We start from the raw sequence: 19,423 nt of genomic DNA, 5'->3' as shown, positions 1-19,423 counted from the left end.
CGGTCATGGGCCGGTACGGGGCGGTATGAGCGTCCATGGCATCCTTCGGAGTATGGCGGGCGATCTTGGGAGCGCCCTGACTGCCGGAGGTGTGCGGTGAGTGCCTTTGACCTTCCCTGGCTCGTAGCGGACATCGGGGGGACCAACGCCAGGTTCGGCCTGGTCACCTCGCTCGGCGCGCGGCCGTCGAACGTCGCGGTCCTGGCCGGGGCCGACCACGACACCCTCCCCGAAGCCGTAGCCGCCTATCTCGCGCAGCACGCGGGCGGAGTGCGGCCGGGGGCGGCCTGCCTGGCCGTGGCCGGACCGATCGACGGCGACCGCTACCGGCTCACGAACTCCAAGTGGGCCGGGTCCGTACGCGATCTCGACGTGCCGTACGCGATGCTGCTCAACGACTTCGAGGCGCTGGCCGTGTCGCTGCCGCACCTGGCGGGCGGCGACCTGGTGTCCCTGGGCGGGCCCGAGCTCGGCTACGGGGTCAAGGCCGTGCTCGGTCCCGGCACCGGGCTCGGCGTGGGCGGGCTGGTGCCCGCCGAGCACGGCTGGACGCCGATCCCCGGCGAGGGCGGGCACGTCACGGTGCCGGTCGTGGACCGGCGCGAACTGGAGATCGTCCGCGTGCTGCAGGCCGAGGGACTGGCGCACGTGGTGGCCGAGCACGTGCTGTCCGGGCCGGGCCTGGTCCGGCTGCACCGGGCGCTCGCCCAGGTCAACGGCGTCGCCGCGCCCGACCTGACCGCCTCCGACATCGTGGCCAGGCTCGACGACTCGCTGTGCGCGGAGACGATCGAGGTCTTCTGCGGCATGCTGGGCAGCTTCGCCGGCAACGTGGCCCTGACCCTCGGCGCGAGGGGTGGGGTGTACCTGGGCGGCGGAGTGCTGCCACGTATCGTGGAACGCGTGCGCACCAGTAGCTTCCGTACGCGGTTCGCCGCCAATCCGGACATGGCCGCATACCTGGCGACCATCGGGACCGCGCTGATCGTCGCGCCCCAACCGGCGCTGATGGGCGCGGCGGCCTGGCTGAGCCAGCGTGCCCGCAGGGAACTGGTGGGCTGACAACGGCGCCGGCCGCGCGTCCGGAACTAGACGGCCTCCGACGGGCCGATGAGGAGATAGAACGCATGAGCTTGCTCGATCTCGCCCCTGTGATCCCTGTCGTGGTGATCGAGGACGCGGAGACTGCCGTGCCGCTGGCCCGGGCGCTGGTCGCCGGAGGGCTGCCGGTCATCGAGGTGACGCTGCGCACGCCGGCCGCGCGCGAGGCCATCGCCAGGATCGCCGACGAGGTGCCCGAGGCCACCGTGGGCGCGGGGACGATCCGGACCACAGACGACATTTCGGCGTCCGTGGCGGCGGGGGCGAGGTTCCTGGTCTCGCCGGGCACGACCCTGTCGCTGGTCGAGGCGCTGGACTCGAGCGGGGTCCCGTACCTGCCGGGGGCCGCGACCGTGTCGGAGGTGATGGCGCTCGTCGAGCGGGGGATCAAGGAGCTGAAGTTCTTCCCCGCGGAGGCGGCGGGCGGCGTCCCCTACCTCAAGGCGATGGCGGGACCGCTGCCCGACGTCCGCTTCTGCCCGACGGGCGGCATCCGCGTGAACACCGCGCCCGACTACCTCGCGCTGCCGAACGTGGGCTGCGTCGGCGGCACGTGGCTGACCCCGGCGGACGCCATGGCGGCGGGCGACTGGGCTCGCGTGGAGAAGCTCGCCTCCGAGGCCGCCGCCCTCCGCTGACCCGCGCCTCCGAGGCCGCCGCCCTCCGCTGACCCGCGCCTGCGACGCCGATGTCAGCTCCAGATGGAGACGTGGATCGGAGGGCGGAAGCGACTGCGGGGGATGCCGTCCTCGGGGGTGCGCATGATCTGGGTGGCCGCGGGCGTCGTCAGGAAGTCCAGGAACGTGCCCGCCGCCACCGACCGGTTCGCGGGCTCCAGGGTCGTCGCGTACCAGTAGGCGGGCAGCGGGGTGGCGGCGGTCTCGATGGCCACCAGTTCGCCCCGGCGCAGGCCCGAGGACACCAGGTGGGCGGTGGCCGGCGCGACGCCGGCGCCCTCGGCCGCCGCCTTCCAGGCCGCCGTCTGGTTCGCGAAGACCCGCACCTGCGACTCCGGCACCCGTAAGAGCCGCAGCAGCCGGCTGGTGTCGCTGGCCGGGTCGGTGCCCGAGGGGCCGACGAGCCAGTGATCCCGGCGCCCGCGCGGCGCGCCGACGACGACGAGGCGGCAGCGCAGCACCGGCCGGCTCACCAGCCCCGGCCCGCTCACCTGCGCGCCGAGCGCGACGTCGGCCAGGCGGCTGGACAGCAGCAGCGGCACCTCGGCCGTGGCCGCCACACCGGTGGAGACGTCCACCGACTTGCGCTGCGTGAAGAGGCAGAGCAGCGGCCCGGCGACGTACTCGGCCAGCCCGGCGTCCATGGCCACGTGTAATCGGGAGGGGCGCCCAGGCTGCACCGCGGCGACGGCCTCCGCCCCCAGTGCGACCATCTGGGAGGCGATGCCCAGCAGCCGCCGCCCGCCCTCGGTCAGCACCATCCGGTCGCCGGACCGGGTCAGCAGCGGGTCCCCGAGGTGCTTGCGGAGCTGAGCGAGCGACTGGGAGACCGCGGGCTCGCTGACGCCGAGAGCGCGCGCCGCCGCCTTGACGGATCCCAGGCGGGCGACGAAAACGAACGCGCCGAGCTGGCTGAGTGTCACCAACCCTTCATAGATCGCCGGCCCGCATTAAGGAATCCCTTATTTGCGGATTGTCGCGACAAATCGGTAACAGCAATGTGCAGTCATGCAGGTTCCCGCGAAGTTCGAATACGAGAGAGCCGACAGCGTCCCGCACGCGATCGAGCTCCTGGAGCGGTACGGCCCCGAAGCCCGGATCGTCGCAGGTGGGCACAGTCTCATCCCCATGATGAAGCTCCGCCTGGCCCAGCCCGAGGCGTTGATCGACATCAACGGCCTGGCCTCTGAGCTGGGGCGGATCGAAGTCGAGGGCGACGAGCTGGCCATCGGCGCATTGGTGCGGCACGCAGAGTTACTCGACAACAGCCCCGCAACCGACCTTTTCCCGATATTTCGGGACGCAGAGCGCGTTATCGCCGACCCAATAGTACGAAATCGGGGGACCGTTGGCGGCTCGCTCTGCCAAGGGGATCCTTCTGAGGATTTGTCGGCGGTGTTCACGGCGTTGCGGGCGACCGCGGTCATCCAAGGTCCCGGCGGCACCCGTACCGTACCGGTCAGGGAATTCCACCAGGGTCCTTACGAGACCGCCGTCGAGCCGAACGAACTCTTGATCCAGCTCCGCGCCCCGATCACACAGAACACCGGCAGCGCGTACGAGAAGGTCGAGCGGCGCGTCGGCGACTGGCCGGTGGCGGCGGCCGGAGCCGTGCTCACCGTCCGGGACGGTGTGATCGCGCAGGCGGGGATCGGGCTGACCGCGGTCGGCGCCGAGCACTTCTGCGCCCCGGAGGCCGAAGCCTTCCTCCAAGGCCGGGAACCCGGCGAGGAGGCGTTCGCGGAGGCGGGCAGGATCGCCGCCGAGCACTGCGAGCCGCACGCCGACCAGCGCGGCCCCGCCGACTACAAGCGCCATCTGGCCGCCGAGCTGACCCGGCGCGCGCTGGCCTCGGCAGCAGGGAGGATCTGACATGCGGATCACGGTCTCGGTGAACGGGCAGCCGTACACCAGAGAGGTCGAGCCGAGGCTGCTGCTCGTGCACTTCCTGCGCGACGAGCTGGGCCTGACCGGCACCCACTGGGGCTGCGACACCTCCAACTGCGGCGTCTGCACGGTCCAGCTCGACGGCGTGCCGGTCAAGTCGTGCACGGTGCTGGCGGTCATGGCGGACGGCCACGAGGTGACCACGGTCGAGGGGCTGGAGCGGGACGGCGAGCTGGACGCGGTGCAGAAGGGCTTCGTGGAGTGCCACGGGCTGCAGTGCGGGTTCTGCACTCCGGGCATGCTGCTGACCGCGCGCTGGCTGCTCGACCGCAGCCCCGACCCCGACGAGGGCCAGATCCGCGAGGCCATCTCGGGCCAGCTGTGCCGGTGCACCGGCTACGAGAACATCGTCCGATCCATCCGGTGGGCGGCAGAAGCGGCATCTCATTCTCAGGGGGCCAAGCAGTGAGCTACGGACGCATGCTTCGGAAGGAAGACGCCAGGTTCATCAGGGGGCGCGGCAACTACACCGACGACGTGCGGCTGCCCGGCATGCTGTACGGCGCCGTGCTGCGCAGCCCGCACGCGCACGCCAGGATCGTCTCCATCGACACGAGCGCGGCCGAGGCGCACCCCAAGGTCAAGGCCGTGATCACCGGGCAGACCCTGGAGGGGCTCAACCTGGCCTGGATGCCCACGCTGTCGCAGGACACGCAGGCGGTGCTGGCCACGGACAAGGTGCGCTTCCAGGGGCAGGAGGTGGCGTTCGTGGTGGCCGAGGACGCCTACTCGGCCCGGGACGCGCTGGAGCTGATCGACGTCGAGTACGACCCCCTCGACGCGGTCATCGACGCCCGGCGGGCCCTGGACCCGGACGCGCCGGTGATCAGGGACGACCTGGAGGGCCGCACGAACAACCACATCTTCGACTGGGAGGCGGGCGACCGGGACCGGACGGACGCCCTCTTCGATCAGGCGGAGGTGACGGCCGCGCAGGACATGCTCTACCCGCGCGTGCACCCCGCGCCGCTGGAGACGTGCGGCGCGGTCGCGGACTTCGACAAGGTCACCGGCAAGCTGACCGTCTGGTGCCCCACGCAGGCGCCCCACGCCCACCGGACGCTGTACGCGATGGTGGCCGGGCTGCCTGAGCACAAGATCCGGGTGATCTCGCCGGACATCGGCGGCGGCTTCGGCGGAAAGGTCGGGATCTATCCGGGCTACGTGTGCGCGATCGTCGGCTCCATCGTCACCGGCAAGCCGGTCAAGTGGATGGAGGACCGCTCCGAGAACCTGATGAGCACCGCCTTCGCCCGCGACTACCACATGCGCGGCGAGATCGCCGCGACGCGCGACGGCCGCATCCAGGCGATCAGGGTCAAGGTGCTGGCCGACCACGGCGCGTTCAACGGCACCGCGCAGCCGACCAAGTTCCCGGCCGGCTTCTTCCACGTCTTCTCCGGCTCGTACGACATCGAGGCCGCCCACTGCGAGGTCACCGGCGTCTACACGAACAAGGCCCCCGGAGGCGTCGCCTACGCCTGCTCCTTCCGCGTCACCGAGGCCGTCTACCTGGTCGAGCGCATGGTCGACGTGCTGGCCGCCGAGCTCAACCTCGACCCCGCCGAGCTGCGGATGCGCAACCTGCTCAAGCCGGAGCAGTTCCCCTACCACTCCCCCACCGGCTGGGAGTACGACTCCGGCGACTACCCGAAGGCGCTGCGCCTGGCCATGGACATGGCCGGGTACGACAAGCTCCGCGCCGAGCAGGCCGACAAGCGGGCCAGGGGCGAGCTGATGGGCATCGGCGTCAGCTTCTTCACCGAGGCCGTGGGCGCGGGCCCGCGCAAGCACATGGACATCCTCGGCCTCGGCATGGCCGACGGCGCCGAGCTGCGCGTCCACCCGACGGGCAAGGCGGTGCTGCGGGTCTCGTGCCAGTCGCAGGGCCAGGGGCACGAGACCACGTTCGCCCAGATCGTCGGGCAGGAGCTGGGCATGCCGGCCGACGACATCGAGGTCGTGCACGGCGACACCGACCAGACGCCGTTCGGCCTGGGCACGTACGGCTCCCGCTCCACCCCCGTCTCCGGCGCCGCCACGGCGATCGTGGCCAGGAAGGTCCGCGACCGGGCCAAGATCGTGGCGGCGGCCATGCTGGAGGCCTCACCGGACGACCTGGAGTGGGCCGACGGCAGGTGGTCGGTCGTCGGCGACCCGGCCACCGGCAAGTCCATGGCGGAGATCGCGCTGGCCGCCCACTCGAACCTGGAGCTGCCCGAGGGCGTCGAGGGGCACCTGGACGCCGTGACGGTCTACAACCCGCCCAACCTCACGTATCCGTTCGGCGCGTACATCTGCGTGGTGGACGTCGATCCGGGGACGGGGCAGGTGAAGGTCCGCAGGTTCGTGGCGGTCGACGACTGCGGGGTGCGGATCAACCCCATGATCGTCGAGGGGCAGATCCACGGCGGGCTTGCCGACGGGGTCGGGATGGCGCTCATGCAGGTGATGGCGTTCGACGAGGACGGCAACCACCTGGGGGCGTCGTTCATGGACTACCTGCTGCCGACCGCGATGGAGTGCCCGTCATGGGAGCTGGGCGAGACCGTCACGCCGTCGCCGACGCACCCGATCGGGGCCAAGGGCGTGGGCGAGTCGGCCACCGTGGGCTCCCCGGCGGCCGTGGTCAACGCCGTGGTGGACGCGCTCAAACCGTACGGGATCCGGCACGCGGACATGCCACTCACCCCGGCGAACGTGTGGCGCGTCGTCAAGGGCGACCCGTTCCGCACCGACCTGGCCATCCCGTGAACGAGTTCATCGGCATGCCGGCGCCCCGGCGGCGGGCGCCGGCCGCCTCCGATATCCAGGCCAGGGTGGCGGAGTTGCGGTCGGGGCGGGAGCCGTACGTGCTGGCGACCGTCGTGCGGGCGCAGCGGCCGACCAGCGCGAAGGCGGGCGACCGCGCGCTGGTGCTGCCCGACGGGACGATCGAGGGGTTCGTCGGCGGGGTCTGCGCCACCGACACGGTACGGGCCCAGGGCCTGCGGCTGCTCGAGCTCCGGCGCACCGGCCGGGCGGTGCTGCTGCGGATCACGCCGGAGGCCGATGAGCCGCACGAGGAGGAGGGGCTGGTCGCGGTGGGCCAGCCGTGCCTGTCCGGCGGCACGCTGGAGATCTTCCTGGAGGCCGTGCTGCCTCCGGTACTCGTCCACGTGTACGGCGACAGCCCCATCGCCCGGTCCTTCGCCGCCGTGGGCCAGGCGCTGGGCTACCAGGTGGAGGCGAGCGCGGATCCGCTGACCGCGATCGCCGCCGACACCTCGGCCGTGCTCGTCGCCTCCCACGGCGTGGCCGAGGAGCCGGTCCTGCGTGCCGCGCTGGCCAAGGGCGTGCCGTACATCGGGCTGATCGCCAGCCGCAAGCGCGGCGCGGCGGTGCTGGCTCGCGTGGAGGGAGGTGAGCGCGTGCACGTTCCGGCGGGTCTGGACATAGGGGCCAGAACGCCTGGTGAGGTGGCTGTGTCGATCTATGCGGAGCTCATCGGCCTGCGACGGCATATGGCGACCGAGCCGCCGAACGGAGTGAGGCAATGAGCACGCGCTGATCCAGGGTATTCGGAGGGGCGGCAGCCGGGTACGCAAAGAATTGTCAAGGTACATGTCAAGCCGCCGCCCCGGGGGCCCTCTTGCTCTTGAGAGCGAAGGGACATTGATGCTCACGCATACGGCCAGCCAAGCACCACCGCTCACCGACGATCGCCCGATGTCGCAGCCAGGGAGCCTGGAGAGGGGGATCGACATCCTCCTCTCGCTCAGTGCGGCCGCCAGTCCGGTCAGCCTGGCGCAGTTGTGCCGCAGCACGGGCCTGCCCAAGTCGACGGCGCACCGGATCCTGGGCGTGCTGTGCTCGCGGGCGCTGGCCAGGCGCGTGGGCAACGGCTACCTGCCGGGCGAGCTGCTGGAGTCGATGGCGGGCATCACCCGGGCCCGGGTGCCGGGCAGCCGCCGGGTGGTGCTGCCGTACCTGCTCTACCTGTACGAGACCACCCGGCAGACGGTGAACCTGGCCGTGCCCTCCGGCCTCGAGGCCCGCTACGTCGAGCGGCTGTACGGGCACAACCGGGCCGGCTCCCGCTCCGACGGCATTGACCGGGCGCCGCTGCACTGCACGGCGACCGGCAAGGCGCTGCTGGCCTTCGACCCGAAGCTGCGCGAGGAGCTGCTGGCGCGCGGCACGTTCGAGCGGATGACGCGGCGGACGATCACCAGTCTGGCCGCGCTCGAACGCGAGCTGGCCCAGGTGCGCCGGCACGGGGTGGCGTACGCGCAGGAGGAGTTCACCGAGGGCGTGGCCTGCGTGGCGGCCCCGGTGTTCGGCCCGGGCGGCCGGATCTGCATGTCCCTGGGAGTGGCCGCCCGCGCCCACACGGCGCCCCTGGCCAAGCTGGGCATCTCCGTGCGCGGCGCCGCCCAGGCCATCTCTGCCGCGCTCCTCGGCGCCTAGACGTTCCGGCCACCGGAACGCCTGCGCATCCGGTGGCCGGGAACGTTCCATTGACCGAAACCCGTGATTGCGGCCGCCGTGCCACAGCGATCACATCGTGGGTATGCGTTTCCTTCCCGCTCTCCCTTCCCCTGCCCGGCAGATCCGGGCTCCTATGCCGCCGCGGGAGGCCGCGCGTGCCTAGGGGCCTGCCCAGGGCGACCGCGCTGGAGAGCCTGCGCCTGACGGCGGCCCTCGTACCGCCGGGGGCGCGGCACGTGCCCCCGAGGCGCGACCTGCTGCGCGCGTGGCCCCTGCTGGCCGACCTCGAAGCACGGTACGGCGGCCGTCCCGTGCTCCTGCGCGGCCCGAAGAGCCCGGCGCTGCTGGTGCTGTCCAAGCGCGACGCCCTGCGCGTGCTGTCGGAGGAGCGGGACGCCTACACCCCGGCCGTCGAGGAGCGGCCCTTCGGCCTGCCGACGGATGTCCTGCGGCCGGCGTTCATCGAGGTCGCCCGCGAGGAGGCCGGGGAGCTGACCGACGGCGTGGTGGACTATCCGCGGCTGAGCGCCCGCTGGCAGCGTGTGGCCAGGCGCTGCGTCTACGGCGCCGGCGCGGCCGGCGACGAGGAGCTCAGCAGGCTGCTGGAAGGCGTCACGCGGGCGGGCAGGCGGGGGGCCAGGCGGCGCCAGGAGATCCTCTCCGGCCGCTACGACGCGCGGATCATCGACCACCTGCGCCGGGCCGAGCCGGGCAGCCTGGCCGGGCTGATCGCGGAGACGCCGGAGGCCGAGTCGCGCGGGCTCATGCAGGCGGCGTTCTGGCTGATGGGGCTGGGCGTGACCGCGACGGGGCTGATGCAGACGCTCGCGCTCCTCGCCACCCACCCGGCGCACCGCAAGGCGGCCCGCGCCGACCCCGAGCACCTGCGGGCCTGCCTGCGCGAGGCGCTGCGCCTGTGGCCGCCGGTGCCCGCGCTGTCCCGGGTCACCGCCGCCGGCACCGACTGGTACGGCACCACCCTGCCCGCCGGCACCACCGTGCTCGTGCCGCTCGCGGCGCACCAGCGCAGCATCCGCCTGCCGTACGCGAACACGTTCGCGCCCGAGATCTGGCTCGACGGCACCGCGGCGGACGAGTGGTGGGCCCGGCCGGGATGCGACGGCGCGCACCTGACGCTCGCGGTCGGCACGGCCTTCCTCGGCGGCATCCTGCGCGCCGCCCGCCCCAAGCCGGCCGGGCGGCTGCTCTCGGCGCACCGCCCGCTCCCCCACACGGTCAACGTCTCGCGCCTGCGGGTGACGATGCGCCCGGCGCGCCGCAAGCCCGCCCAGCCTTGAAGCCATGCCTGCTCAGCGCCAGTGGCCGACGTTGAGTCCCGTACTCCGTTAGAGTCTGGGGTGCAAAAGGGCCGGGCATAGGTACGGTTCGGGTTGAGACGGGGTCACTCGCTCTCGGGCCTGAAGGCCGGAGCCTGCCCCGCTGAACTGGGGGGCCGGAGTGATCAGACCGAGCCATCACCGATAGGGAGGTGACCTTGGTGGCTACGTTGGACACACGTCAGCAGATCCACTTCGCCGTGCTTCCTCAGCGGCGGACCCTGGAATCCGCGCCTGCAGACAACTCTGGAGCAGGGACGAAACGGGGTGTGGAGGCCTTCGGGCAGCGGGGTGTCCAACCTGGTCGAGGGGAAACCCGCGGAGGTCCGTTCCCTCTCCGGCCTGAAGGCCGGAGTATCCACGGAGAAAGTCGGACGACGACGGCGAGAGGACGGCGACATTGGGGCGCTCCGCAGGCACTCCGCTGAAGCCGGAAGACCCGCCGGCGATCGGCCCCTACGAGCTGGCCAGCCGTCTCGGCTCCGGCGGCATGGGGGTCGTCTACCTCGCCAAGGCCGCCGACGGGTCGCGGGTGGCGCTCAAGGCGATCCGCCGCGACTTCACCGCCGACCCGATCTACCGGGCTCGCTTCAACGAAGAGGTCTCCAACGCGCGCAAGGTGGCCTCGTTCTGCACGGCGCGGGTGCTCGACCACGGCGAGGAACGCGGCGTGCTCTACCTCGTCACCGAGTACATCGACGGCATCTCGCTGGAAGACCACCTGATCGAGCACGGGGCGCTGTCGCCGTCGGTGCTGCACGCCGCCGCCGTCGGCGTGGCCGCCGCGCTGACCGCGATCCACGCCGCGGGGCTGGTGCACCGCGATCTCAAACCGGCGAACGTGATGCTGACGCTGGCCGGGCCGCGGGTGATCGATTTCGGGCTGGCTCGGTCGACGCACGTCGACTCCCGGCACACGAACGCCGGCATGGTCATGGGCACTCCCGGCTGGATCGCTCCCGAGCAGGTCTTCGAGGGGCGGACGAGCCCGGCGGGCGACGTGTTCGCGTGGGGGTCGCTGATCGCGTACGCGGGGCTGGGCGGGCATCCGTTCGGTGAGGGGGACGCGTACGTGATGGCGGCTCGGGCCCGTACCGCGCCGCCCGACCTGCGGGGGCTGCCCACGCCGCTGGACCGGCTGGTCGCGGCGGCCATCCACCCCGACCCGGCGCGCCGGCCCACGGCCCGGCAGTTGCTGCTGGAGCTGGTGGAGGCCTCCGACGAGCCGGCGGCTCAGCTGGCCGCCACCAAGCACCTCACCAACGCGTGGAACCCGTCGGAGTTCGCGCCCCTCGCCCGCGGCCCGCACGCGGGCCCGCCGCCCCCGGAGCGCACCGGACCCGTGCCGGGTACCGGCGGCCCCCAGCGTCCCGAAAGCCACGGCCCACGCCACGACGGACCCGCCCGCGCCCCGCAGGTACCGCCACAACACCCGGACACCCGCAGCGCGCAGGCCCCCTCGCATCACGAGAGCCGTGGCGGGCAGGCACCGCCGCATGTCGAGGCCCGCAGCCCTCAGGCGCCGTCGCACGCCGAGACACGCAACCCTCAAGGGCCGCCGCCGGCCGAGCGCACCGGACCCACGCACGGGGCCGGGCGGGCACCGCAACCGTCGCCGGCCGAGCGCACCGGGCCCACGCCGGGGGCCGGTCGTGCGCCGCAGTCGCCGCAGCCGCCGCATCCCGAGCGGACCGGGCCCGTGCCGGGCATGGGACCGCAGTCGCCGCACGCCGATCGCACCGGACCCGTGCCGGGGCCGGGCATGGGGCCGCACGCCGATCGCACCGGACCCATGCCGGGCGCCGGTCGGCCGCCGGGGCCGGGGCGGGGCGCGCAGGCGCCGCATCCTGAGCGCACCGGGCCTCTGCCGAGCGGGCGGGCGCCCATGCCCCATCACCAGACCGCGCAGGGGCCGCTCCCCCGCCATTCGACCACCGGCCAGGGGCCGTTGCGGGGCTACCCGGCCGCCAGGCCGAAGCGGAGCGTGTTCGCGGGCTGCCTGACCGCCCTGGTGGTCGCGGCAGTGCTGCTGGTGCTGCTGCTGGCCGTGCTGGCCTGGATCTTCCGCTCGCCCCCGGCCGGCGCCGACGGTCCCGTCCAGGACGGGAAGCTCAGGTTCGCCGTGACCAGTACGAAGTGCGCCAAGCCCGCGAAGGACGCGACGAAGCGCACCTGCCAGATCGGGGTGAAGGTCAGCAACATCGGCCAGGAGGCCAGGGTGCTCTACCCCGGCCAGCAGAAACTGATCGACGAGGACGACGCGCTGCACGGCGGCACGAAGCTGCTCGACAAAGGCGGCAAAGAGATCACGCCGATCCGCATCGAGGCCGGCGGCGCGTTCACCGGCTCGCTGGTGTTCGAGCTGCCGAAGAACCTCGATCCCATCGGCATCGAGGTGCACGACTCCGGACTGAGCACAGGAGCCAGGGTCAACCTGGCCTAACGCCCCCGTCCGCCCCCTACGTGGAGCATGAAGTGTCCGTGCAGGCCCTGCGGCTCCATGCCCGTGCTCCGGTCAGCGGGCTTCGGCGAGCCGGGCGAGCAGCGCGGTGACGCGCTGGCCGGCGGCCTCGGCTCCGCCGGAGGTGAGCGCCGAGCCCATGCCGCAGGCCACGGCGCCGGCCGCGATCCACTCGGGCGCGTTGTCGATGGTCACGCCGCCGGTGGGGATGGCGGGGACCTGCGGCAGCGCGGCGCGCACGTCGCGCAGCCAGGACGGCGACACGGCGGACGCCGGGAAGATCTTGACCGCGTCCGCGCCCTCCTCCAGGGCCCGTACGATCTCGGTCGGGGTGGCCACGCCGGGGAAGACGGGCACGCCGTAGCGGTGCCCGGCGCGGATCACCTCGGGGTGCAGGTTGGGCGAGACGAGGAAACGCGCACCGGACTCCACGGCGGCGCGGGCCGCGGCGGCGTCGAGCACGGTGCCGGCGCCGACGAGCGCCTCGGGCCGCAGCTCCGTGAGCCGCGCGACGGCGGCCAGCGCGCGCGGCGTGGTGAGCGCCACCTCAACGGCCCGCAGCCCGGCGTCCAGCACGGCCTCGGCGGCGGCCACCGCCTCGTCGGGGCCTGCGGTCCTGACGATCCCGAACACCCGCTGCTCGGTGACGGCCCGGACGATCTCCCAGCGGTACATGGCTTCCCTTCTCACGGTGCACGAGTCGGCTTGTCGCGGTCGCCCACCATCCGGGGACCTTCGCGCCACCGGTTGACCAGCGCTGCTCGTCACCGGTTGACCAGAGGACCCGAGCCGGTGGAGCCGCGGACGACCAGCTCCGGCTGGAAGACGAGCTCGACGTGCTTGGCGGGGGCGCCGTTGACCTCCTCGAGCAGCGTCTGCACGGCCGCCGAGGCCATGGCGCCGATCGGCTTGCGCACGGTGGTCAGCGGCGGGTCGGTGAACGCGATCAGCGGCGAGTCGTCGAAGCCGACCACGGACACCTCCCCCGGTACGGACAGCCCCTTCTCCCTGCAGGCGCGGATCGCGCCCAGCGCCATCAGGTCGCTCGCGCACACGATGCCGGTGCAGCCGCGCGACAGCAGCTGCGCGGCGGCCGCCTGCCCGCCCTCCACCGAGAACAGCGAGTGCGCGATCAGGTCGTCGACGTCGGCCGCGCCGAGCAGGTGCGCCATGGCCTGCTTGTATCCCTCGATCTTCCTGATCACCGGCACGAACCTGCGCGGCCCCAGCGCCAGGCCGATGCGTTCGTGGCCGAGGTCGACCAGGTGCTGCACGGAAAGCCGGGCGGCCAGGCGGTCGTCGGACGAGATGAAGGGCGCGTCGATGTGCTCGCTGTAGCCGTCGACCAGCACGATCGGCAGCCCGCGGTCGATCAGGCGGGTGTAGCGGTCCATCCGTGCCGTCGTGTCGGCGTGCAGGCCGGACACGAACACGATGCCGCATACCCCGCGGTCCACGAGCAGCTCGGTGAACTCGTCCTCCGGCGCGCCGCCGGGCAGCTGGGTGCACAGCACGGGCGTGTAGCCGTGCTGGGTCAGCGCCTTCTCGATGGCCTGCGCGAACGCCGGGAAGATCGGGTTGTCCAGCTCGGGCGTCACCAGGCCGACCAGCCCGTTGCTGCGCTGCCGCAGCCGGGGCGGGCGCTCGTAGCCCATGAGGTCGAGCGCGGCCATCACCGCCTGGCGGGTGGACGGGGAGACCCCGGGTTTGCCGTTGAGCACCCGGCTGACCGTGGCCTCACTCACCCCGGCCTGGGCGGCGATGTCGGCTAGGCGAGCGTGACCGTTCATGCCACTCACTTTACTTTCCACCAGGTTGCCGAATCCCCTGCTCCAGGGACATCCGAGGCGAGCAGGAGCGCTCCTTCGACGCCGAAGTCCACGGGTGCAGCTCCAGCGTCGAGCCGGGCAGTCCTTGCTGTGCCTCCACGCTCAGCTCCGCCCAGTGTGCCGGGATCGGCAGCCATGGGTCGGCCCAGCCCAGATGGCGTCCACACCGAGCCCTGCCAGGGTAGGGCAGGCGATCGCGAATGCCGATCAGATCGCCGATCCCGTCACCGTTGCCATCAGCGAGGCTGCGCACGTACACCTGGTAGATAACGGCGTTCCGCCACCACGCGGTCATAGTCTCCCCTGAACGTTCCGACCATGAAAGCCGTTTCCGCAAGTTTACGCAAGCCCTTCCATATACCCCCATATTCCGGAAATTTCGGCGTTCGGATGGCCAAAACCCCAAGCCGAAACTCCCCGGTAGGAGATTCTTTATGTCAAGGGTGGACATGTGCCGTTAAGGCGCGATGTACTACCTCTTCAATCAGCCTCGTCTCAGGTGACACGCGTGCAAGGTGTAGGCCCATGAGCTCGGTCGTTCTCGACAAAGTGACCAAGGTGTATCCGGGCGACTACCTCGCAGTCGACCGGCTGAGCCTTCGGGCAGAAGACGGCGAGTTCCTCGTCCTCCTCGGCCCTTCCGGATGTGGCAAGTCAACGTTGCTGCGCATGATCGCGGGTTTGGAGGAGATCACCGAAGGCGAGCTCTGGCTGGATGGGCAGATAGCGAACCACCTGGCCCCGCGGGACCGCGACGTCGCCATGGTGTTCCAGAACGGCGCCCTCTACCCGCACCGCACCGTGCGCGGGAACATCGCCTTTCCCCTAGAGATCGCCAAGTCGGACCCGGGGCTGGTGCGCGAACGGGTCACGGAGCTGTCGAAGGCGCTGCACATCGACGAAACGCTCGACCGCCGCCCTGGCACACTCTCCGGCGGCCAGCGCCAGCGCGTCGCGATGGGGCGGGCGATCGTCCGGCAGCCGAAGCTGTTCCTCATGGACGAGCCGCTGTCGAACCTCGACGCCGGCATGCGCACCGAACTGCGCATGGAGATCTCGGCGCTGGTCAGGTCGCTCGGCGTCACCACGATCTACGTGACGCACGACCAGGTGGAGGCCCTCACGCTGGCCGACAGGATCGCCATCCTCAATCGCGGCGTCCTGCAGGACGTGGGCACTCCGGCGCAGATTTACAACGATCCAGCGACGGCGTTCGTGGCGGCGTTCCTCAACTCGCAGCAGTTGAACCTGTTGGCGGCCACGGTGAACACGCCGCAGAACCAGTACGTCATGCTCGACTTCGGGCCGCACCGGCTGATGCTCCCGTGGAGCGATCCGAGGGCGTACGCCATCTCGCAGCACACCGGCGGGCACGTGCTGGTAGGGCTGCGGCCGGACGGGCTGGCGCCGGTGCCGGAGTCGTATGAGGGGCCGTCGTTCTTCGGGCGGGTGCGGGCGCTGGAGTACCACGGGCACGAGTGGCTGGCGTACCTGGAGTGCGGCATGCCCGCCGTGCCGGTGCCCGAGCCGCCGAACCGGATCGGGCGTGTCAACGGCGAGAAGAACGGGTCGGGCAAGCTGTCGGGGCTGATGCGCCGGATGTTCTCGCCGCCGAAGGAGGAGCGGCAGGAACAGGAACGGGTGGGCCAGAACCCGAACAGCGGCATCCACCGCCGCTCCGACCTGATCATCCGCCTGGGCAACCGGCCCGTCTGGCGCGCCGGCGACGCCGCCAAGGTCGCGGTCGACCTCTCCCGAATCATGATCTTCACCCCGGACGGCGCCCGCATCGACCCCCCGCGCCGCTAGCGCCGCCGTGGCCCGGCGAGCGCGGCGGGGTCGAACGAGACGGGGAAGGGCTCGACGATCGTCAGCATGTCCCCAGCCTTGACCTCCGCGACCAGTTCGTAGCCCTGCGAGCCCAGGTTGAAGACTTCGACACGCGGCGCGTCGTCGCCCTGGAGCTCGACCCTGATGAAGACCGGAATGCCTGCCGCGGCGTATTTGGGCGGCTTGATCTCGTAGTCACGCCGCCAACTCGCCTTGCCTGGGCTGACGACCTCGACCACGCACACGGCCTCGGCGGCGGTGAGCATGGCGACCCCAGCCAGCATCGTGTCGGCATGCCCAACCACGATGTCGGGAATGAGGCCATCCTCGCCGACTTCGAGATTGCCCGTCTCGACCACCTCGTAGTCCTGGGGACACGCGTCATCCAGAATGCGGACCAGCCGCTTCGCAGCGAGCGCGTGATCATATGCGGGCATGGGACTCACTACGAAACTCCCGTCGATCAACTCGATCCGCTCCCCGGTTTCGGGCAGCTTGAGCCAGTCCTCGACGGTGTAGTCGTTACGGGTCGGCGGCAAGGCGAAAAGCCTGGCACGCCGTGGTGGCGGATGGGCAACCAGCCATCCATCCTCCGGCAAAGCAGTCATCCCCTCATCGCCTTCCATAAAATCGAGTCTCGCACGCATGACAAGAAGAGCCAACTGTAGCGCTGCGAGCACGCCGAGTGACGACGCCACGTTACCGGGCCTTTACCCGCTCCGTCAGCCAGTTCGGGTCATGGGGCGGGTGTCCAGCGCGGCCCGCCCGGGGTGTCCTCCACTGCGACGCCGCCCGCGAGCATCGCCGCCCGCAGCGCGTCCGCCATGTCGTACCGCCCCTCGTCCCGCAGCTGCGCCCGGAGGGCGAGGAGCGGCTCCACCAGGGATCCGAGGCCGAGAGAGCGGAGGTTGGCGGTCGAGGCCAGCTCGCCGAGGCGGGCGATCAGCAGCCTCATCAGCTCCCTGGCCTGGTCGACGCCGCCGGCGTCCTCCTCCGTGTCCGCCGCCCACTTGACGATCTCCGCCTCGAGGTCGAGCACGGTCTGCGCGGCCGCCACCATGTCGGGCTTGGCCGCGGCGGCCTTGAACAGCTCCTCGCACGACCGGATCGTCTCCTCGAGCGTGACCTCGGCGGGCGCGGGCTCGGACGCGGCCAGGGGTGGAGGCGCGGACGTGCCCGCGCCGCCCTCGGCCAGGCGGCGGATCTCGGCCAGGTCGGTACGGGTGCCCGCGGGCAGCACCGCCAGCGAGCCCGGCCGCCGCACCGTCAGGCCGCCCCTGCCCGCCACCTGCACCGACTCGCTCTCCAGGTCGATGACGACCGCCGTGTGCTCGTCGAGCCCGAGGACCGCGGTGCCGGCCGGCAGCTCGCGCTCCATGCGCGACAGCCGCCGCTCCCCCAGGTAGCAGTAGCGGGTGTCGTGGGTGCCGCCCTCGGCGTTGTCGAAATGCGGGATCAGCACGGCCTGCAGGCCGAGCGGCTCCAGCAGGTCGAGCCCCTCGCGCCAGTGGGGCTCCGCGCCCACCTTGTAGATCTCGTAGACCGGCACGGTGGCCAGCCCCGCCGTGCAGGCCGCCGCCGAGGCCAGCACGGTCACCCCCTGACGTGCGCGGACGCGGGCCCGCAGGTCGCCGGCCACGCCGGAGCCGGCCCACCGGTCCAGCGCGTAGGTGGGGCTGCCCGGACCGGAGAAGGCCCAGTCGGCGCCCGCGATCCCGGCGGCCACCTCGACATCCAGGCCGACGCTGCGGGCGAAGTATCGGCAGGCGCGGGCGGAGATGTCGGCGCGGTTTTCCTGGAAGGCGTAAGGGGTGTCCAGCAGCACGGCCCGCGCTCCCGCACGCAGCGTCCGCGTCGCGGCGCGGTGGATCTCGACCATGGTCGGGCTCGTCTCGCCCGACCCCATCAGCACCAGCAAACCCGGCATGGGTGTCGGCCTCTCTCTCGCACGCCATCGACTACAGCCGGGCTCGCCGCGGGGTTCAAGAGCGGGAGACATATGCGTTGGGGACGCAGTTGCATATGATTGGCAGTAAGTTGTCGGCGATGACAGGACACGTGGTCTCGGTTGAGACGCTCATGCTACGGGTGAGCACCGACAATCGCTGGTCATACCGGCGTGCCATTGCCCAGCCCGTACGCGGCGAAAGCCCGGACGCGGCCGCGCGGCGGCTCAGCGGGGTGACGGCCGCCGATCCGCATACCCTCGTGCACTCCACGAGCTGGCGATATGAGCGGGACGGAAGGATCGTGCTGACGTACGCGGTCTGCCCCGATCCGTCGCCCTGGCTGCCCGCGATCGAGGTGCCCGTGCTGGAGATCGCCCGCGGCGAGGCGCCGGCGACGCCGTCACCTGATCGCGTCGCCCTGGCCAACGTGGTCGCGCACGCCGTCAGGCACCTGGCCTTCCTTTTGGCCGAGGACCCCGTCGTGGCGCGGGCACTCTCCCGCCACCCCGAGATCGGCCCGGCTCTGGAGCCCGCGGGGGCTCCGGCCTGAGATGTGGCGGCCCAGCGCCTGCCCGGGCCGCTCGATGTAGCGGTAGGCCATCGCGCTCACGCCCAGCGTCAGGCCCAGGGCCAGCACCGCCATGCCGAGCTGGTACGGCAGCGCCGCCCGGCGCAGGTCACCGCTGACCTCCACGAAGTACTTCAGCAACGGATGATGCACCAGGTAGAGCGAGTAGCTGATCAGCCCGAGGTAGACCAGCACCCGCGGGAGCCGTCGCCCGCGCAGCGCCATCCCGCCCGCGAACGTGGCGCCGGCCAGCGCGAGCGTGGTGATCCACACGTCGGGGCGCACCCACCACCAGCCGCTCATGACGGCCCACACGGGCGTGATCGCGACCAGCGCCGCCGTGACCGCCACCGGCCACAGCCCGCCGCGGCCGCCCTCCCACCGGTGGATCGCCGTGCCCGCGAACATGACCGCCAGCACCGCCACCCCCAGCCACGGCACCCGGCTGCTCAGCAGCAGCAACGCCAGCGCCATCACGCCGAGCACGCAGGCCGCGGCGGTACGGGCCCGCCCCCAGATGACGCACACCAGCCCCACCACGAAGAGCCCGCAGGACACGTACGCCGGCCACGCCCCCGCCAGCGCCGCGCGCGCCGCCACCAGCCCCACCACCACGGCCCCGGCCGCGAACACCATCGACAGCAGCCCGCTGCGGTGGTGCGCCTTGACCAGGAACAGCGCTGTGACCATCAGGTAGAACACCATCTCGTACGACAGCGTCCACATCGTGTCGGCCACACCGCCCACGCTCACCACGTCGAGCAGCATCGTCGCGTGCGCCGCCACCGCGCTCCCGTCGCGCGCCACCTCCCCGCGCACCGGCACCCACCACGCCAGTGCCAGCACCAGGACGACCACGCTCAGATAGAGCGGATAGAGGCGGAAGATCCGGCTGACCCAGAACGCCCGCACGTCGCCGTGCCGCTCCAGCGAGGTGGGGATGATGTAGCCGCTGACCAGGAAGAACACGATGATGCCGTAGATGCCCAGGTTGAACCAGTACGGCCGCAGCCCCGGCAGGAACCACGGCAGCATGTGCTCGGCCACCACGGCGAGCGCGCCGATGCCGCGCAGCGCGTCCAGCCAGGCCAGCCTGGTGGCGGAGTGGGCGGGCTGGGCCGGCAGGGCCGGGGCGGCGGCGAAAGACACCCGAAGTAACATACCCGGAACAATCCTGGTAATACGGCGATGTCAGGAGATACGCCCTGACCGACTCCGGCCAAATGGGCACATCGCTGCTGCTGAACGCGCCAA

At 71.7% G+C, this 19,423-nt stretch carries 16 protein-coding genes and 1 pseudogene; 10 read left to right on the top strand and 7 right to left on the bottom strand.

Going from position 1 to position 19,423, the window contains the following annotated elements; translation table 11 throughout:
* Positions 1 to 96: 96 nt before the first annotated feature.
* Both glk and eda read left to right on the top strand, forming a co-directional pair.
* Positions 97 to 1,062, top strand: coding sequence for a glucokinase (glk, locus tag EJK15_RS33315; RefSeq protein ID WP_138714453.1), 966 nt, complete (start codon positions 97 to 99; stop codon positions 1,060 to 1,062).
* Between the two features lie 65 nt (positions 1,063 to 1,127).
* Positions 1,128 to 1,739 (top strand): bifunctional 4-hydroxy-2-oxoglutarate aldolase/2-dehydro-3-deoxy-phosphogluconate aldolase, encoded by a 612-nt coding sequence (eda, locus tag EJK15_RS33310; RefSeq protein ID WP_138714452.1) that lies wholly within the window; start codon positions 1,128 to 1,130, stop codon positions 1,737 to 1,739.
* A gap of 53 nt (positions 1,740 to 1,792) precedes the next feature.
* Here the strand turns inward: eda and EJK15_RS33305 are convergent, their stop codons facing one another.
* The gene (locus tag EJK15_RS33305; protein WP_138714451.1) at positions 1,793 to 2,701 is read right to left on the bottom strand and encodes a LysR family transcriptional regulator; all 909 of its coding nucleotides are present in this window, start codon (positions 2,699 to 2,701) and stop codon (positions 1,793 to 1,795) included.
* A gap of 85 nt (positions 2,702 to 2,786) precedes the next feature.
* Between EJK15_RS33305 and EJK15_RS33300 the strand changes: the two genes are divergently transcribed.
* The 7 genes from EJK15_RS33300 to EJK15_RS33270 all read left to right on the top strand — a co-directional run bounded on the left by EJK15_RS33300 (position 2,787) and on the right by EJK15_RS33270 (position 11,975).
* Positions 2,787 to 3,650 carry an FAD binding domain-containing protein gene (locus EJK15_RS33300; RefSeq protein ID WP_138714450.1) on the top strand — a complete coding sequence of 288 codons (864 nt, stop codon included), beginning with the start codon at positions 2,787 to 2,789 and terminating at the stop codon, positions 3,648 to 3,650.
* Position 3,651: 1 nt separating this feature from the next.
* Positions 3,652 to 4,134 (top strand): (2Fe-2S)-binding protein, encoded by a 483-nt coding sequence (locus EJK15_RS33295; protein WP_138714449.1) that lies wholly within the window; start codon positions 3,652 to 3,654, stop codon positions 4,132 to 4,134.
* An 11-nt stretch (positions 4,135 to 4,145) separates the two neighbouring features.
* On the top strand, positions 4,146 to 6,479 hold the full coding sequence (locus tag EJK15_RS33290) for an aerobic carbon-monoxide dehydrogenase large subunit (protein ID WP_138714448.1): 2,334 nt from the start codon (positions 4,146 to 4,148) through the stop codon (positions 6,477 to 6,479).
* The gene (locus tag EJK15_RS33285; protein WP_206061240.1) at positions 6,476 to 7,264 is read left to right on the top strand and encodes an XdhC family protein; all 789 of its coding nucleotides are present in this window, start codon (positions 6,476 to 6,478) and stop codon (positions 7,262 to 7,264) included. The genes EJK15_RS33290 and EJK15_RS33285 overlap by 4 nt, the downstream gene beginning before the upstream one ends.
* A 169-nt stretch (positions 7,265 to 7,433) precedes the next feature.
* Positions 7,434 to 8,174 carry an IclR family transcriptional regulator gene (locus EJK15_RS33280; RefSeq protein WP_171074672.1) on the top strand — a complete coding sequence of 247 codons (741 nt, stop codon included), beginning with the start codon at positions 7,434 to 7,436 and terminating at the stop codon, positions 8,172 to 8,174.
* Between the two features lie 176 nt (positions 8,175 to 8,350).
* Positions 8,351 to 9,493 (top strand): cytochrome P450, encoded by a 1,143-nt coding sequence (locus EJK15_RS33275; RefSeq protein WP_138714446.1) that lies wholly within the window; start codon positions 8,351 to 8,353, stop codon positions 9,491 to 9,493.
* Between the two features lie 439 nt (positions 9,494 to 9,932).
* Positions 9,933 to 11,975 carry a serine/threonine-protein kinase gene (locus tag EJK15_RS33270; protein ID WP_138714445.1) on the top strand — a complete coding sequence of 681 codons (2,043 nt, stop codon included), beginning with the start codon at positions 9,933 to 9,935 and terminating at the stop codon, positions 11,973 to 11,975.
* Between the two features lie 72 nt (positions 11,976 to 12,047).
* Here the strand turns inward: EJK15_RS33270 and EJK15_RS33265 are convergent, their stop codons facing one another.
* The 3 genes and pseudogenes from EJK15_RS33265 to EJK15_RS74975 all read right to left on the bottom strand — a co-directional run.
* Complete coding sequence (locus EJK15_RS33265) at positions 12,048 to 12,683, bottom strand: bifunctional 4-hydroxy-2-oxoglutarate aldolase/2-dehydro-3-deoxy-phosphogluconate aldolase (protein WP_240777376.1); 636 nt, start codon at positions 12,681 to 12,683, stop codon at positions 12,048 to 12,050.
* 74 nt (positions 12,684 to 12,757) lie between these two features.
* The gene (locus EJK15_RS33260) at positions 12,758 to 13,783 is read right to left on the bottom strand and encodes a LacI family DNA-binding transcriptional regulator (RefSeq protein WP_138714443.1); all 1,026 of its coding nucleotides are present in this window, start codon (positions 13,781 to 13,783) and stop codon (positions 12,758 to 12,760) included.
* Positions 13,784 to 13,963: 180 nt separating this feature from the next.
* Positions 13,964 to 14,117: pseudogene (locus tag EJK15_RS74975) on the bottom strand (alpha-amylase family glycosyl hydrolase); the annotation flags it as partial.
* Between the two features lie 230 nt (positions 14,118 to 14,347).
* Between EJK15_RS74975 and EJK15_RS33255 the strand changes: the two are divergent.
* The gene (locus EJK15_RS33255; RefSeq protein ID WP_138714442.1) at positions 14,348 to 15,631 is read left to right on the top strand and encodes an ABC transporter ATP-binding protein; all 1,284 of its coding nucleotides are present in this window, start codon (positions 14,348 to 14,350) and stop codon (positions 15,629 to 15,631) included.
* Here the strand turns inward: EJK15_RS33255 and EJK15_RS33250 are convergent.
* The 3 genes from EJK15_RS33250 to EJK15_RS33240 form a co-directional block, all read right to left on the bottom strand.
* Entirely contained in the window at positions 15,628 to 16,278 is a 651-nt protein-coding gene (locus EJK15_RS33250; protein WP_240777375.1) for a Uma2 family endonuclease, read from the bottom strand. The two genes, EJK15_RS33255 and EJK15_RS33250, sit on opposite strands and share 4 nt — an antisense overlap.
* A gap of 110 nt (positions 16,279 to 16,388) precedes the next feature.
* A complete protein-coding gene (locus EJK15_RS71055; protein ID WP_171074671.1) occupies positions 16,389 to 17,579 on the bottom strand; it encodes a hypothetical protein in 1,191 nt (396 codons plus the stop codon).
* Between the two features lie 422 nt (positions 17,580 to 18,001).
* Positions 18,002 to 19,318, bottom strand: a complete 1,317-nt coding sequence (locus EJK15_RS33240) for an acyltransferase family protein (RefSeq protein ID WP_240777374.1) — start codon at positions 19,316 to 19,318, stop codon at positions 18,002 to 18,004.
* Positions 19,319 to 19,423: the final 105 nt, after the last annotated feature.

The organism is Nonomuraea basaltis (assembly GCF_005893125.1).
GTDB classification, from domain to species: domain Bacteria; phylum Actinomycetota; class Actinomycetes; order Streptosporangiales; family Streptosporangiaceae; genus Nonomuraea; species Nonomuraea basaltis.
Note: the sequence above shows the minus strand (reverse complement) of the source record. Positions and strands in the feature narration are given on the sequence as shown.